This is a genomic window from Bacillus sp. AFS077874, from assembly GCF_002566505.1.
In the GTDB taxonomy this organism is placed as follows: domain Bacteria; phylum Bacillota; class Bacilli; order Bacillales; family Bacillaceae_G; genus Gottfriedia.
This window is the reverse complement of the sequence record NZ_NUYF01000049.1, coordinates 43311-58456: the sequence shown is the minus strand read 5'-3', so window position 1 is coordinate 58456 and position 15146 is coordinate 43311. Positions and strand designations below refer to the sequence as shown.

Below are 15146 nucleotides of genomic sequence, written 5' to 3'. Positions count from 1 at the left end.
ATATCTCAGCAGTACCTATTTTGAAGAAAGAAACACATTTACCAGTAGTTGTAGATGTTACCCATTCAACAGGTCGTAAGGACTTATTATTACCGACAGCAAAAGCAGCTCTAGCAATTGGAGCAGATGCAGTAATGGCTGAAGTACACCCTGATCCAGCAGTTGCTTTATCAGATTCAGCTCAACAAATGAATATTCCACAATTTGAAGAATTCATGTTTGAGTTAAAAGACTTCCGTGCAAAACTTCAATCATAGTAACATTATCTACTAAAAGATGGCGGTGAAATTAAAAACGACCTTATAAATGGTACAGGATTAATCGAAAGTCTCAAATGCCTTAGCAATGAGATGATTCATGACAAAAAATAATAGAATAGGATAAAAAAGAATAACAACTAAAATAGGTAAAAGAATTCAAGTGTTGGATGAAATCTCGGTACAGCTTAAAGACTGTGCCGAGAAGGCTCATCGAATCAGTTATTCTTGTTTTGAAATCTTGTTAAAAAGATTGCACAATCAAAATGTTGAAAATTAGGTTTTTCTACTGAATAATTCATTTTTTTGCAAAAAAAAACAAAAAAGTGCCCAAATATGGCTCTTTATTTATATTAAATTCAGAATAGGTTGTGCTATAGTAGTAACTAAATAATTTTAAACTTACATAAAGAGAAGGTGTTGAAATGCGTTATTTAACAGCTGGTGAATCACATGGTCCACAATTAACTACAATTATTGAAGGCGTTCCAGCAGGCTTGCCAATTTTAGCAGAAGAAATAAATGTTGAACTTCGTAGACGTCAAGGTGGATATGGAAGAGGGCGTAGAATGCAAATAGAAAAGGATACTGCTCAAATTACTAGCGGTGTTCGACATGGTTATACATTAGGCTCTCCTATCGCATTGGTTGTTGAAAATAACGACTTTAAACATTGGACTAATATTATGGGTCCTGAACCTTTGGACAATCTAGAATACGAAGGAAAAAGAAGCATTACAAAACCACGACCAGGGCATGCCGATTTAAATGGAGCTATAAAATATGGTTTTAGAGATGTGAGGAATGTTTTAGAGCGATCTTCAGCTCGTGAAACGACTGTACGTGTTGCAGCTGGAGCAGTTGCAAAAAAATTGTTGAGTGAGCTAGGAATCACAATTGCAAGCCATGTTATTGAAATTGGTGGCGTTAAAGCAAAAAATCTAGACTATAAAAATGTAGAAGACTTACATAATAGAGCTGAAAACTCGGAAGTAAGATGTATTGACGCTGAAGCTACAGAAAACATGAAATCATTAATTGATGATGCAAAACAAAAAGGAGATTCAGTTGGTGGAATTGTAGAAGTTGTTGTTGAAGGCATGCCAGCTGGTGTTGGTAGCTACGTTCATTATGACAGAAAGCTAGACTCAAAAATTGCAGGTGCAATCGTAAGCATTAATGCCTTTAAAGGTGTAGAATTCGGCATCGGGTTTGAAGCTGGATCACTACCAGGTAGTGAAGTTCATGATGAGATTGCATATTCAGAAGAACAAGGCTACTACCGATTATCGAACCGTGCTGGCGGTTTTGAGGGCGGTATGACAACTGGTATGCCAATTGTCGTTCGAGCAGTAATGAAGCCTATCCCAACGCTTTACAAGCCGCTAAAGAGCGTTGATATTGAAACAAAGGAAGTTTATGAAGCTAGTATCGAACGTTCTGATAGCTGTGCTGTTCCGGCAGCAAGTGTCGTAGCAGAGCATATTGTTGCTTGGGAAGTTGCAAAAGCAATTATTGAACAATTTGAATCAGATCAACTTGAGCGTTTAAAACGTAATATTGAAGATTTCCGTGAGTATGCGAGGAATTTTTAATGAATGTGATAACTGTAAATACAAGCTCTAAACAATACGATGTTTGTATAGGGTTTGGAGTATTAAGTGAACTACAGTCAAAGTTGGACAGCTTAGTTCCTAAAGTTTCCAAAATACTAATCATTACAGATGATCAAGTTGCTCCACTTTATTTAGAAGAAGTACTACTAAATTGTAGTAAAAAAAATAAAATTGAACACTTTATTATTCCACATGGTGAAAAAAGTAAGAGTTTTGCTATATACCAAAATTGTTTAACCTATTGTTTTGATGTCCAATTAGATCGTAATAGTTTAATAATTGCTTTAGGTGGGGGAGTAGTTGGTGATTTAGCAGGATTTGTTGCTGCTACTTATATGCGTGGTATTCGTTTTATCCAATTACCTACTACTTTACTAGCCCACGATAGTGCTATAGGTGGTAAAGTAGCTATAAACCTTCCAAAAGCTAAAAATATAGTTGGCGCATTTTATCAGCCGGAATTAGTATTGTATGAATTAAGCTTTTTAACTACTTTGCCAATAGAGGAATGGAGATCAGGTTTTGCTGAAATTAGTAAGGAAGCTATGATTTCTTCTAACGACAATTTGAATTGGTTAATGGATCATATTCTTTCACTTGAAGAGTTAGATGATGAGTTAGTTGAAAAATGTGTGACAATGGGAATAAGTGTAAAAAATGAAATTGTATCCAAGGACGAAAGAGAAACTGGTGAAAGAGCATTTTTAAACTTAGGCCATACACTTGGGCATGCAATTGAAGCTTATTTAGGCTATGCTAAAACAACTCATGGTGAAGCAATTGCATTTGGAACTATATTTTCAATCTATTTAAGTGAACAGTTCTTTAAGGTTGACTTAAGATTTAATGAGATCTTAAATTGGTATAATCGATTGAATTATCCTGTTTATTCAAATTTAGAATTAGAACCAATTTTAAATCTAATGAAACAAGATAAGAAAAATATCGATTTGAAAATAAAATATATAATCTTAAAAAGTTTTGGGAACCCAGTGATTTGTGAATTAGAGGAAGACTTTATAAAAGAAAATTTAGATCGTTTTTTAAAACAAATAATTTCATAATACTTACCTGAAAATGGTGTTTTGATCAAAAGTTAAATCAAAATATCATTTTCTTTTTCTAAATTAGGCTAACTAAATCAATAAAAATGAAAATCATAGGACAATTCGTCGAATAGAATTTCAGAGAAAAAAAAGGTTTGATTTAATAAAAAATGGAATGTAAATACATATAGAAAGGTTAGATAAGGTGACTATGATGAGAAATTCCCAGTTAGAAAAAATCCGTTTAGTTGGTGATGTGACAATTCCAGGAGATAAATCAATATCTCATAGAGCAATTATGTTTGGATCATTAGCGAAAGGGACTACAAAAATTACTAACTTTCTATTAGGTGAAGATTGTTTAAGTACGATTGCGTGTTTTAGAAAATTAGGTGTACAAATCGAAGTATCAGAAGATGAAGTAGTCGTTTATGGTAAAGGGATTGAAGGACTTAAAGAGGCACATGAAGTACTTGATGTAGGAAATTCGGGAACAACAGCAAGATTAATGATGGGAATATTAAGTGGTTTACCTTTCCATTCAGTTATTATTGGTGATGAATCCATTGGTAAAAGACCAATGAAACGTGTTACAAAACCTTTAAAAATGATGGGAACTTCTATAGATGGACGTGAAGACGCTACATATACACCTATTTCTATTAGAGGAGGTTCACTGAATAGTATTTCTTATGCTTCTCCTGTTTCAAGTGCACAAGTTAAATCTTCAATTTTACTAGCTGGTTTATTCGCAAAAGGTACAACGACTGTGACTGAACCAGAAAAGTCTCGTGACCATACTGAAAGAATGCTAAATGCATTTGGTTGTGAGTTAGTAGTTGATGGAAACAAAGTCTCGATTAATGGAAACCAAGAATTAACTGCAACAGATGTTATTGTACCAGGGGACATTTCATCAGCTGCATTTTTCTTAGTAGCAGGCTCGATTGTTCCTAATAGCGAAATATTGTTAAAAAATGTAGGGGTAAACCCTACCAGAACAGGGATATTAACAGTTCTAGAAAGAATGGGCGCCAATATTACTTTAGAGGATGAAAAAGTTGTAAACGGAGAACCAATAGCGAATATACGAGTGAAATCATCCAATTTAAAATCAACTGTAATCGGTGGGGCTGAAATTCCTACATGTATCGATGAGTTACCAATCTTGGCCTTAGCAGCAGCTTTAGCAGATGGAGAGACCATTATTAAGGATGCTGAAGAGTTAAGAGTAAAGGAAACGGATCGTATCCAGACTGTTGTAACAGAACTTTCAAATCTTGGTGTAAGCATTGAAGCAACAAAAGATGGTATGATTATAAAAGGGAATAGTTCTTTAATAGGTGCTAATGTAAATTCACATGGAGATCATCGAATGGGAATGATGCTTTCAATTGCTGCATTACTTGCTAAAGGTGATACAATTATTGAAAATACAGAATGTATAGCTGTATCTTTTCCAAACTTTAAAGAGCAATTAAATGAATTAATTAAGTAGTCATATGAGGTGTAAGAATGAGTTTATACGAAGCTGTTCAGTTAATAGAGAACGGTCATACTGAAAAGGGATTAGATTTATTAAGAAAGAATTTAAAAAGCGCTAACGATGAAGAAAAATACGAAGCAGCACTTCTTTTTCAATCATTAGGATTTGTGGAAGATGCGAAAAATATCATCGAAGATTTAGTTTACTTATATGATGACGACGATGATCTTAAAATAATGTATGCTGAAATATTGTTGGATCTTGATTTAGAAGACGACGCTTTAGAGATTTTACTTGCCATAAAAGATGAGAGTGAAAGTCGAGTTCAAGCACTATTATTAATGGCTGATCTATATCAAGTTCAAGGTCTTGATGAAGTAGCTGAACAAAAATTATTTGAAGCAAAAAGAATTTTACCGAATGAACCTGTAGTAGATTTTGCACTAGGGGAGTATTATTTTAGTAAATATGATTATAAAAAAGCAATTCCATTTTACGAAAAACTTGCAAATCAAGAAATTGAAGTAAGTGGAGTAAATAAAGATTTAAGACTTGCTGAATGTTTAAGTGCTGAAGGTGAATGGGAAGATGCAATTTCCTATTATGAAAAAGGAATTCAGAAAACAAAAGACTTCCATACACTATTAGGATATGGCATTACACTATTTCAAGCTGAACGTTATGCAGCCTCAATTCAAGTATTCGAGGAAGCAATCTTCTTTGATCCTGAATATTTAGTAGCACATTTATGGCTAAGTAAAGCACATGATCTTGAAGGCCAAATTGAAGAAGGCTATGATATATTACAAAAAGCTTTACTTGTTGATGAAACAAATGTAGAATGCCTTTTATCAGCAGCAAAATTAGCTCGTAAATTGAAGAATTTAGATGCAAGTAAAAAACATTTACAGGAAGCATTAATTTATGATCCTTCGCTAATTGAGGCAGTGCAGTTATTAGTCGGAATTCTTTTCGAAGAAGAAGATTTCGATGACATAATTAGTACAATCGAACTAGCAATTGAGCATGGAGCTTCAGATCCTCATTTTAATTGGGACTTAGGCAAAGCATATTATGGAAATGAAAATTATGAATTGGCATTAAATCAATATCGTCTAGCATATAATGACTTTAACCAGGAAATTTCCTTCTTAAAGGAATACGGAGACCTATTGTTTGAAGAAGGCTTAGTACAAGAAGCAAAAGAGGTTTACAGTAAACTTGTAGACGATGAGTATCTACAGGAAGAAGTAAGAGAGCGTCTTGAAAGAATAAATGAAATTCTGTAGTTTTCTTTATTCAGAAAAGGGGACAAATTTTAAGGACAGAGGAGGGATTTAATAATGGCAACCCCTGTATCTGTGAATGAGAAGAAAGATTTTGTTAAGTGGTTTCTAAGTAATTTCCAGTTAAAGCAAAGAGAATGTGTTTGGATTTTAAATTACCTAATGAGCCATGACTATTTAATGAAAAAGGTTCATTTCGTAGAACAGTCTAAATATTGTCCACGCGGGTTAGTGATGTCGACAAACTGTGTTAAAGAGGTCCCATTTCATTTTTATAAACAAAATGTTATGACGACGGATGCAGAGAAATCATTTCACGATATTCGACTAAATAGGGATGAGGATATTTATATCCAGCTCAATTTTAAATCTTCTTTTCAATATCCAATGTTTGTTTCAGTTTTAGAAGAGAACCCACATATACCAAAAAACTTAAATAGTAACGAAAAAGATCGCGTAATTGCTGAAAAGCTATTGTCAGATTCAATTATTAATTTCCAAAAAGACAGATTGATGAAAATGATTGACGAAGCTCTAGATAAACAAGACAAAAAGCTTTTCCAAGAATTAACTAAGCAACTGAATTCATTAACTTAATGTTAATCTGAAAAAAGTCCTCATTATGGGGGCTTTTTTACTGTTGAAAAGGTATTTGCTAATTGAACACAATTAAATTTTATTGTTAAATAAGATATGTGGGGTTAATTTCCATTTTAGTACCCTCTCTTTTAAAAGTGTGGACAGATTCATGATTCATGATCTTAATCATTTGATGCAATTCTAGTAGGTCCTTAGACTTCTGGTGTATTCCACAAGAGTCGAGCGTATCAATTAACTTTTACAAGTTAAAAATTAAAGTTTGTAAACTTAAGATTAGCAAATTCGTCATAAAAAAATACTCATATAAAAAAATAGTAAAAAAGTTACTTAACATAGAAAGATTTTTGAATTATTGATTGATCTAATAGAAATATTTGCTTCGTAATGGTCGAAGTTCAACTGAATTTTTTATACTAATCAGTAAACTTTTATGGGATTACTGAGTTGAATACAAAGATCCCTTTCCACTGACTGAAAAATCCTATATTTGCGGGCTTTTTTTCTTTCTTAAAATAGTAATGTATGGTTAAATGGAAAATAGAAATTTGTTCACAAAAATTTCACAATTATAAATAAATTATTTTAATAGAAAGAGGTTATTTTGATGAAATGGACAACTAATGAATTAAATCAAGTTATTGAGAATCTGGAATACATCGATACGATCATTATTCCACTTTGTCCTGTTTCTTTGAAAAAAGAAAATATTGGTCTAGCCGAGCAAAGAGAGGACTTAATAATTCTTACTTCAGAACTTGAACGTACATATAAAGGCAGAGTTGTAATCGCTCCGGAATTTACTTATTTACCTGAAGATTCTAATAAAATAAGCCGATTAAAAGCTTGGAATGAAGAGTTTAAAGGTAGTGGGATTAAGCATGTTTTTTATTTAACATGTGATTTTGATTGGAGACAGTCAGAAGCTGAAATGGATGAATCATTAATTTGGTTACCTAATTTAAATATCAATAGCTTAGATGAATCATCACAACGCGTAATAGTAGATAAACAATTATCTCACATAAATGCATTATTTTCTAAAATATGGGGATAAAAATAAAAACAACATTATTACTATGATTATTATTAGGATATTATTGACCTTCTAAATTTGTTATTATATTATGAAAGTGTCCTAGTTTTATTATTATAGCTGTTGTCCGTACAGGAGTACTTGTGATAGAGGGGGGAATTTTCATGAGTGAAAAGGTTTCAAGACGCCAGTTTTTAAACTACACTTTAACAGGTGTAGGCGGCTTTATGGCGGCAGGAATGCTAATGCCATTGGCTCGTTTTGCCATTGACCCAGTTTTACAAAAAGAAGAAGCTGGAGCAATGGTGCAAGTTGGACTAGTTAAAGATTTAACGACTGACCCAAAACGCTTTGACTTTAAAGTTAAGCAGGTAGATGGTTGGGTTAAATCTGACGCGTCACACATTGCATGGGTGTACAAGAATTCAAATGGAGACATCGTAGCGTTATCACCTACTTGTAAGCATTTAGGCTGTACAGTTGGTTGGAACGACAATAAAGATTTTCCAAATCAATTCTTCTGTCCATGTCATGGCGGTCGTTACCATAAGGATGGTAAAAACATTAAAGGTACACCACCGCTTGGTCCACTAGACAACTATGCAGTAAAAGTGAAAGGTGATTCTTTCTATCTTGGTAAACTACAACCAAATACAGGAGGTAAATAATCGTGCTTAACAAAATTTACGACTGGGTAGATGAGCGATTAGAAATTACGCCTCTTTGGAGAGATATCGCTGATCATGAAGTACCAGAACACGTTAATCCAGCACACCATTTTTCAGCATTCGTATATTGCTTCGGTGGATTAACATTTTTCGTTACAGTAATTCAAATTTTATCTGGAATGTTCTTAACAATGTACTATGTTCCAGATATCAAAAATGCATGGGAATCAGTTTATTACTTACAAAACAACGTTGCATACGGACAAATCGTTCGTGGTATGCATCACTGGGGTGCAAGTTTAGTAATTGTTATGATGTTTTTACATACTTTACGTGTATTCTTCCAAGGCGCATATAAAAAGCCTCGTGAGCTTAACTGGGTTGTAGGGGTTTTAATCTTCTTCGTAATGCTTGGATTAGGCTTTACAGGATATTTATTACCTTGGGATATGAAAGCGTTATTTGCGACTAAAGTAGGTCTGCAAATTGCTGAACAAACACCATTTATTGGTAAGCAAGTGAAAACGTTAATTGCAGGTAATCCGGAAATCATCGGTGCACAAACATTAACTCGTTTCTTCGCAATCCATGTATTCTTCTTACCTGGTGCTTTACTTGCTCTTATGGGTGCCCATTTCTTAATTATTCGTAAGCAAGGTATTTCAGGTCCACTATAAGATTTAGTGCATGGGGCTTTAGTAAAAAATGACTAAAGTGTGTCGAAATAAAGGAGGGAGAACATGCATCGCGGTAAAGGAATGAAATTTGTAGGTGACTCACGTGTACCTGCAATGGCAGGACGTAAACCTAATGTACCAAAGGATTATTCAGAATATCCTGGTAAAACTGAAGCATTCTGGCCAAACTTCTTATTAAAAGAATGGATGGTAGGAGCAGTTTTCTTAATTGGATACTTAACATTAACAATTGCACATCCATCTCCACTTGAGAGGGTTGCAGACCCAACTGATACTGGCTATACGCCACTACCAGACTGGTATTTCTTATTCTTATATCAATTCTTAAAATATAGCTATGCTTCTGGTGACTATAACGTAATTGGTGCTTTCGTAATTCCTGGATTAGCATTTGGTGGCTTATTATTAGCGCCATTCTTAGATCGTAGTCCACATAGAAAACCAATTAAACGTCCATTAGCTACAGGATTTATGTTATTAGCTTTATCTGGTGTAATTTATTTAACATGGGAAGCTGCGGCTCACCATGACTGGAAAAAACAAAAAGAACAAGGTAAAATCCGTACTTTTGTTGAATTAAATAAAGAAGATCCAGCATATAAACTATTGCAAAAAAATACTTGTGTATCTTGTCATGGCGATAATCTTGAAGGTGGCGCAGCAGCTCCAAGTCTTCAAAATAATGGTTTAAAACCTGAAGAAATCGCTCATATCGCAAGAAACGGTCGAAAAGCGATGCCATCTGGCGTATTTAAAGGTACTGACGCAGAACTTAAAGTGCTAGCTGAATTCGTTTCAAAAGCAGGTAAAACAGAGTAATTAAAAGAGAGTCGAATTTTCGACTCTTTTTTTATGTTGTATTGTATACTGAAATAATAACATGTAAAAAATGTGATGATACATATAAATTGTGAACTTTGTGTTATAAATTTATTAAATCTCCTCAGTGAAAGTGAGATGAAGTGAAATAATGAACATACTCTACAGTATGCTACGGCTTAAACCTAACTTAATTGCTTTATTTATCATAAATGTACTTGGAACAATTTATGGATATTATTGGTATCGATCTCAACTTGATTTTACTCCTGGTTGGTTAAAAATATTTGTTCCTGATAGTCCAACTGCATCATTATTTTTTTGTATTGTATTGCTACTGTTCATTCTTAATAAACGGAATGGACTAATAGAGGCACTAGCATATGTAAGCTTGGTGAAATATGGCATATGGGCAGTGTTGATGAATGGAATGGTTCTTTATTTATCGGGTGGACTTGATGCGGTTGCATACTTATTAATTTTTTCGCATGGTGCTATGGCGATCCAGGCTGTTTTGTATGCACCGACATTTAAAGTTAAAAAATGGCACTTGACAGTTGCTAGTATTTGGATCTTACAAGATCTTATTTTAGACTATGTTTTTGGAACAATGCCAGAATACTATATGCTTTCTGATTACAGAATTTGGATTGCTTTAGTGACATTTTGGTTAACTATATTTGTTATTTTAATCGCTTATTACCAGTTAATTTTTAAAAATAGAGCTCGTGCTTGAACAAGTTCTAATCTTGTCCTTTCTCTCATAATTATTAGTAGTTATGAGGGAGGGGTTTGATGAAAAAATTAATTGCGGGGATAAGCGTTTTTTTTATTTTCTTTTCATTCAATACCGTAAAAGGGTACGCTAAAATAGATCAAGAAACTTCGTTAATTGAACAATCGCTCTCTTTAGTACAAGATGGTGATTATGTTCATGGCGCAAATTTATTAGAACAATTAGAATCTAAGTATATGGCGTCAGCAAAAAAGAATAAGGATTTCACACCAAAGGAGTTAGAAACCATTTCAGTTACTTTTCAAAATGCGCTTGTATCTTTAACAAATGATGCAATTGATCCACAAGAAAAAGTTGCCGATGTACTTGGATTGAGATTATTGATTGATGCTGGAGAAACGACTATGCAGCCGATGTGGAAGGAAATGAAAAAGTCTGTTATGACCCCACTAGAGAATATGGAGTCAGCATATAAACGAGGTAATTCTGAAGCATATGAAACGCAATTAAATCAATTCTTACATCAATTTGAGATTATTTATCCAAGTCTTATCATGGACCTTCCATATGATGAAGTAAAAAAAATAAATTCACTTGTTTCGTTTTTAGATGATTATCGTATTAACCAAGAATCTATACCGGCTTTTCAACAAAAGTTGGATGAGACAAAAAGTGAAATATTATTCATTTTTGATCAAGGTAATTCTATTATTCCGCCTGTTTCTATTTGGACAATATTTACAACAGGGATCATTATTGTCGGTACATTAAGTTATGTTGGTTGGAGAAAATATATAGGTGATCGAAATAAGAACAAAAAAAGAAGAGAACATAATGATTGACAAATTTCTCTAAAAGTTATTACAATATCGTAAAATCACACTCCTTGGAGGAATTACAATGAGTTATCTAATTTACTTTTTAATTTTGTTGCTTGTACCTTTATATGCTCAAATGAAGGTTAAATCAACTTTTAAAAAGTATTCTCAAGTTGGTTCTACATCACATTTAACGGGTGCAGAAGTAGCGAGAAAAATTTTAAATGAAAATGGATTATACAATGTAGCAGTAGAGGAAACTCGAGGATATTTATCCGACCATTATGATCCACGTGCAAAAGTTGTAAGATTATCAACTGAAAATTATCATGGATATTCAGTAGCGGGTACTGCAGTTGCTGCTCATGAAGTAGGACATGCAATTCAAGATGCGAATGACTATAGCTTTTTAAGATTCCGTCATTCATTAGTACCTGTTGCCAATTTCAGTTCCAATTTTTCTTATATATTTATTTTAATTGGCATGTTTTCTCGCCTATCAGGTGCATTATTAATAGGGATTGTTTTATTAGCACTAGGTGTATTGTTCCAAGTTGTTACACTTCCTGTTGAATTTAATGCCTCAAGTAGAGCTTTAAAACAGATTACAACTTTAGGTATTATCAATTCGAATGAGCATGTTTATGCAAAACGTGTTTTAAATGCAGCTGCATTGACCTATGTTGCAGCGGCAGCGGTAGCCGTAGCAGAATTATTAAGATTAATTTTAATTTATACTGGTATGACACGTAGTGATGATTAATATCAATATAAAACAAAAAGAGGTTCTGGCAATCAATGCCAAGAACCTCTTTTTTGTTTCAGTTAAAATTAAGGGTGAAGAGGGACTTTATTTTCATCTAATGTAAAGCCTTCACCTAGTACATCATGCACCTCTGTAACGGCAACAAAAGCGTGTGGATCGATATCCTGAATAATGTTTTTTAAATGAACTAATTCGTTTTTAGGAACGACACAAAATAATACGTCTTTGCTTTCTCCAGTAAATGTTCCTGTTGCTTTTAAATAAGTTGCGCCTCGTTCCATTTCTTTCATAATTCGAGCGGCAATTAAATCATTTTTCTCAGAAATAATATTTGCTCCACGAGCAGCGTATGCACCTTCTTGCATAAAATCAATAATTCTTGCTCCGACGAAAACTGCAACTAGCGTATACATTGCTTCATATGCTTTTAAGTAAGTTAAAAGTGAAAGTGTAATGACAACAAAGTCAAAAATAAACATCGTTTTACCCATATTAATACCTTTGTATTTATATGCTAAACGAGCAATGATATCGACACCACCAGTAGTTCCACCAAATCTAAAAATAATTCCTAAACCTACACCAATAAATACACCCGCAAATAATGAAGCTAACATTAAATCGCCATGAACATCTATATTGAAAGTAAATTTCTCAAATAATTTTAAGAAAAATGAGACTGCAACAGTACCAATGATTGTATAAAGCATTGTCACTGTACCAAGTAATCTCCAACCAATAAAAAATAAAGGGACGTTTAGGACTAAGTTTGAGATCCAAACGGGAATATTTAGTTCAGCTAAAAGAATTAAGTTAATTCCCGTAAAGCCACCTTCAGCTAGATTGTTTGGAATATTTATATTCATAATTCCAAAAGAAAAAATTGCAGAACCTAAAATAATAAATAAGATATTGCGTAACTTCAATTTAAAAATCATATACTTCCTCCATACTATAAAAATTACCCTAAACTCTTATTTTTATCTTATCTTGTATTTTTTTCAAGTAAAATAATATATAATTTGTCAAAAAGTGGTCAATTCGATAAGATTTAATTGAGGAGTTGATATTAGTATGCACGAAAAAACGATGAAAGAAATGCAAAAAGAAGTCGATACATATATAGGTCAATTTAAAGAAGGGTATTTTAGTCCTTTAGCAATGATGGCTAGGTTAACTGAAGAAATGGGTGAGTTAGCTAGAGAAATCAATCATACTTATGGTGAAAAGCCTAAGAAAAGCACAGAAGAAGAAAAGCTAATTGAAGAAGAGTTAGGTGATGTCTTATTTGTTATGATTTGTTTAGCAAATAGCCTAAATATAGACTTACAAGAAGCTCATGATATGGTGATGAAGAAGTTTAAGACTCGAGATAAAGATCGTTGGACAAGGAAGGAAGTTTAAAATGGAAAAAGTAATTAGAGTAGTATTAGCAGGACCAAGAGGTAAAATGGGAATTGAAGCTTTACAATTAATCGATCGAACTGAGCATTTTCACCTTGTAGCTGCAGTAGATTATAAATTAGGTGGAGAACAAATCCAAAAGGTTAGCCCTGGCTTTAAAGGTGAAGCAAAAGTATATGAAACATTAGAGCAATGTATTGAAAATGAAAGCTTTGATGTACTTGTTGATTTAACAACTCCTGAAATTGGAAAAAAACATGCATTTTTAGCATTAAAAAATGGTATTCGCCCTGTAATCGGTACAACTGGTTTTACAAAAGAGGAGCTTGATGATTTAAAAGAGTTAGCTTCAAATAATGAGCTAGGTTGTATTATTGCGCCAAATTTTGCAATTGGTGCTATATTAATGATGAAATTCTCTGCAATGGCAGCCAAATATTTTAAAGATATCGAAATTATTGAGTTACATCATGACCAAAAATTAGATGCGCCTTCAGGTACTGCTCTTAAAACAGTTCAAATGATTGAGGAAGTTCGTGAATCGAAAATACAAGGACATCCAAATGAAGTTGAAACTGAAGCTGGAGCTAGAGGTGCAGATCTAAATGGAATGAGAGTTCATAGCGTGAGATTACCTGGTTTAGTTGCGCATCAACAAGTTTTATTCGGTGGTGATGGTCAACTATTAACAATTCGACATGATTCAATGAATCGAGCTTCTTTTATGTCTGGAGTTAAAGTAGCCGTTGAGGAAGTAATGAATCTTACAGAGCTAGTCTACGGATTAGAAAATATAATGGACTAAAGGTGGGGTAGGTAGTGAAAATAGCTCTAATTGCTCACGATAACAGAAAAGACGCATTAGTAACGTTCGTTCAAGAAAATGAATCTTTTTTTCAGCAGCATGAACTATTTTCAACAGGTACTACAGGACTACGTGTAATGGAAAATACAACTTTAAACGTTTATCGTTTTCAATCTGGTCCACTCGGAGGAGATCAAGAAATAGGTGCATTAATTGCTAAAGGGAAAATGGACGCAATTTTCTTTTTTAGGGATCCATTAACTGCTCAACCGCATGAACCAGATGTAAATGCTTTATTAAGGCTATGCGATGTTTTTCATGTCCCGGTGGCAACGAACATTCAAACCGCTAAGGCAGTTGTGAAATTTTTTAGTTAGTTTGAAAGAGAGTGAGATAAGTGGAATATTTTGATGTACTAGCGTTTGGAGCGCATCCAGATGATGTTGAGATTGGAATGGCAGGTACGATTGCTAAGTTTACTAAGTTAGGCTATAAGGTTGCTATTTGTGATTTAACGGAAGCGGAGCTCTCATCAAATGGAGATACTTTTATTAGAAGAAAAGAAGCTGAAGAAGCAGATAAGATTTTAGGGGTTTCAAAGCGTTTTAATTTATCATTACCAGATAGGGGGCTATACTTATCTGAGGAAGCGATTAAACAAGTAGCTGCATTAATTCGAATGACGAAGCCTAGTATTATTTTCTCGCCATATGAAGTGGATCGTCATCCTGATCATGGTAATTGTACAAAAATAGTAGAAGAAGCTGTATTTTCATCTGGGATTAGAAAATTTAATGTAAATACAAATCATGAAGCTCATAAGGTAAAACACGTTTTTCAATATATGATTAATGGGTTTCATCGACCTAATTTTATAGTTGATGTTTCTGAAACGATTGAAGTCAAAAGGGCAGCCTTAGAAGCATATGAAAGTCAATTTACTCCCGGTCCAGATGGTGTCGTTACGCCTTTAACAAACGATTATGTAAATAGCGTAATTGCAAGAGAAAAAATTTTTGGGAAAGAAGCCGGAGTGCCATATGGGGAAGGGTTTATGACAAAGAGACCACTCCTATTAAATGCAGATTGGTTAGTTTAAGAAGAAATG

17 protein-coding genes and 1 pseudogene are annotated in these 15146 nt (G+C 33.7%); 17 read left to right on the top strand and 1 reads right to left on the bottom strand.

The window, feature by feature from the left end:
• The 13 genes and pseudogenes from COJ46_RS21085 to COJ46_RS21025 form a co-directional block, all read left to right on the top strand.
• A pseudogene (locus COJ46_RS21085) lies at positions 1–257 on the top strand (bifunctional 3-deoxy-7-phosphoheptulonate synthase/chorismate mutase); the annotation flags it as partial.
• Between the two features lie 425 nt (positions 258–682).
• On the top strand, positions 683–1852 hold the full coding sequence (gene aroC / locus COJ46_RS21080) for a chorismate synthase (RefSeq protein ID WP_025671396.1): 1170 nt from the start codon (positions 683–685) through the stop codon (positions 1850–1852).
• On the top strand, positions 1852–2937 hold the full coding sequence (gene aroB / locus COJ46_RS21075) for a 3-dehydroquinate synthase (RefSeq protein ID WP_097978887.1): 1086 nt from the start codon (positions 1852–1854) through the stop codon (positions 2935–2937). Before aroC ends, aroB begins: the two co-directional genes overlap by 1 nt.
• A 196-nt stretch (positions 2938–3133) precedes the next feature.
• Positions 3134–4417: a 3-phosphoshikimate 1-carboxyvinyltransferase gene (gene aroA / locus COJ46_RS21070; RefSeq protein ID WP_097978886.1), complete on the top strand. Its 1284-nt coding sequence runs from the start codon at positions 3134–3136 to the stop codon at positions 4415–4417.
• 17 nt (positions 4418–4434) lie between these two features.
• Positions 4435–5694, top strand: a complete 1260-nt coding sequence (locus tag COJ46_RS21065) for a tetratricopeptide repeat protein (protein WP_097978885.1) — start codon at positions 4435–4437, stop codon at positions 5692–5694.
• Between the two features lie 54 nt (positions 5695–5748).
• A complete protein-coding gene (locus COJ46_RS21060) occupies positions 5749–6288 on the top strand; it encodes a ReoY family proteolytic degradation factor (protein WP_069031873.1) in 540 nt (179 codons plus the stop codon).
• A 607-nt stretch (positions 6289–6895) separates the two neighbouring features.
• Positions 6896–7345 (top strand): DUF2487 family protein, encoded by a 450-nt coding sequence (locus COJ46_RS21055; RefSeq protein ID WP_097978884.1) that lies wholly within the window; start codon positions 6896–6898, stop codon positions 7343–7345.
• A 143-nt stretch (positions 7346–7488) separates the two neighbouring features.
• Complete coding sequence (locus tag COJ46_RS21050) at positions 7489–7992, top strand: QcrA and Rieske domain-containing protein (RefSeq protein WP_097978883.1); 504 nt, start codon at positions 7489–7491, stop codon at positions 7990–7992.
• Between the two features lie 2 nt (positions 7993–7994).
• Entirely contained in the window at positions 7995–8669 is a 675-nt protein-coding gene (gene qcrB / locus COJ46_RS21045; protein WP_056466653.1) for a menaquinol-cytochrome c reductase cytochrome b subunit, read from the top strand.
• A 63-nt stretch (positions 8670–8732) separates the two neighbouring features.
• Complete coding sequence (locus tag COJ46_RS21040; protein WP_056466650.1) at positions 8733–9509, top strand: menaquinol-cytochrome c reductase cytochrome b/c subunit; 777 nt, start codon at positions 8733–8735, stop codon at positions 9507–9509.
• A 151-nt stretch (positions 9510–9660) separates the two neighbouring features.
• Positions 9661–10245: a DUF1405 domain-containing protein gene (locus COJ46_RS21035; protein WP_097978882.1), complete on the top strand. Its 585-nt coding sequence runs from the start codon at positions 9661–9663 to the stop codon at positions 10243–10245.
• A gap of 59 nt (positions 10246–10304) precedes the next feature.
• On the top strand, positions 10305–11087 hold the full coding sequence (locus tag COJ46_RS21030; RefSeq protein WP_097978881.1) for a sporulation protein YpjB: 783 nt from the start codon (positions 10305–10307) through the stop codon (positions 11085–11087).
• A gap of 58 nt (positions 11088–11145) precedes the next feature.
• Positions 11146–11826 (top strand): zinc metallopeptidase, encoded by a 681-nt coding sequence (locus tag COJ46_RS21025; protein WP_097978880.1) that lies wholly within the window; start codon positions 11146–11148, stop codon positions 11824–11826.
• A 68-nt stretch (positions 11827–11894) separates the two neighbouring features.
• On the opposite strand, the gene COJ46_RS21020 is transcribed toward COJ46_RS21025, so the two are convergent.
• On the bottom strand, positions 11895–12767 hold the full coding sequence (locus COJ46_RS21020; RefSeq protein ID WP_097978879.1) for a YitT family protein: 873 nt from the start codon (positions 12765–12767) through the stop codon (positions 11895–11897).
• Between the two features lie 136 nt (positions 12768–12903).
• Between COJ46_RS21020 and COJ46_RS21015 the strand changes: the two genes are divergently transcribed.
• The 4 genes from COJ46_RS21015 to bshB1 are packed head-to-tail and all read left to right on the top strand — an operon-like array spanning position 12904 to position 15137.
• Positions 12904–13233 carry a nucleotide pyrophosphohydrolase gene (locus COJ46_RS21015; RefSeq protein WP_098566260.1) on the top strand — a complete coding sequence of 110 codons (330 nt, stop codon included), beginning with the start codon at positions 12904–12906 and terminating at the stop codon, positions 13231–13233.
• 1 nt (position 13234) lies between these two features.
• Complete coding sequence (gene dapB / locus COJ46_RS21010) at positions 13235–14038, top strand: 4-hydroxy-tetrahydrodipicolinate reductase (RefSeq protein ID WP_097978878.1); 804 nt, start codon at positions 13235–13237, stop codon at positions 14036–14038.
• 14 nt (positions 14039–14052) lie between these two features.
• Entirely contained in the window at positions 14053–14415 is a 363-nt protein-coding gene (gene mgsA, locus COJ46_RS21005; protein WP_097978877.1) for a methylglyoxal synthase, read from the top strand.
• A gap of 20 nt (positions 14416–14435) precedes the next feature.
• The gene (gene bshB1, locus COJ46_RS21000; protein ID WP_141437844.1) at positions 14436–15137 is read left to right on the top strand and encodes a bacillithiol biosynthesis deacetylase BshB1; all 702 of its coding nucleotides are present in this window, start codon (positions 14436–14438) and stop codon (positions 15135–15137) included.
• Positions 15138–15146 lie beyond the last annotated feature (9 nt).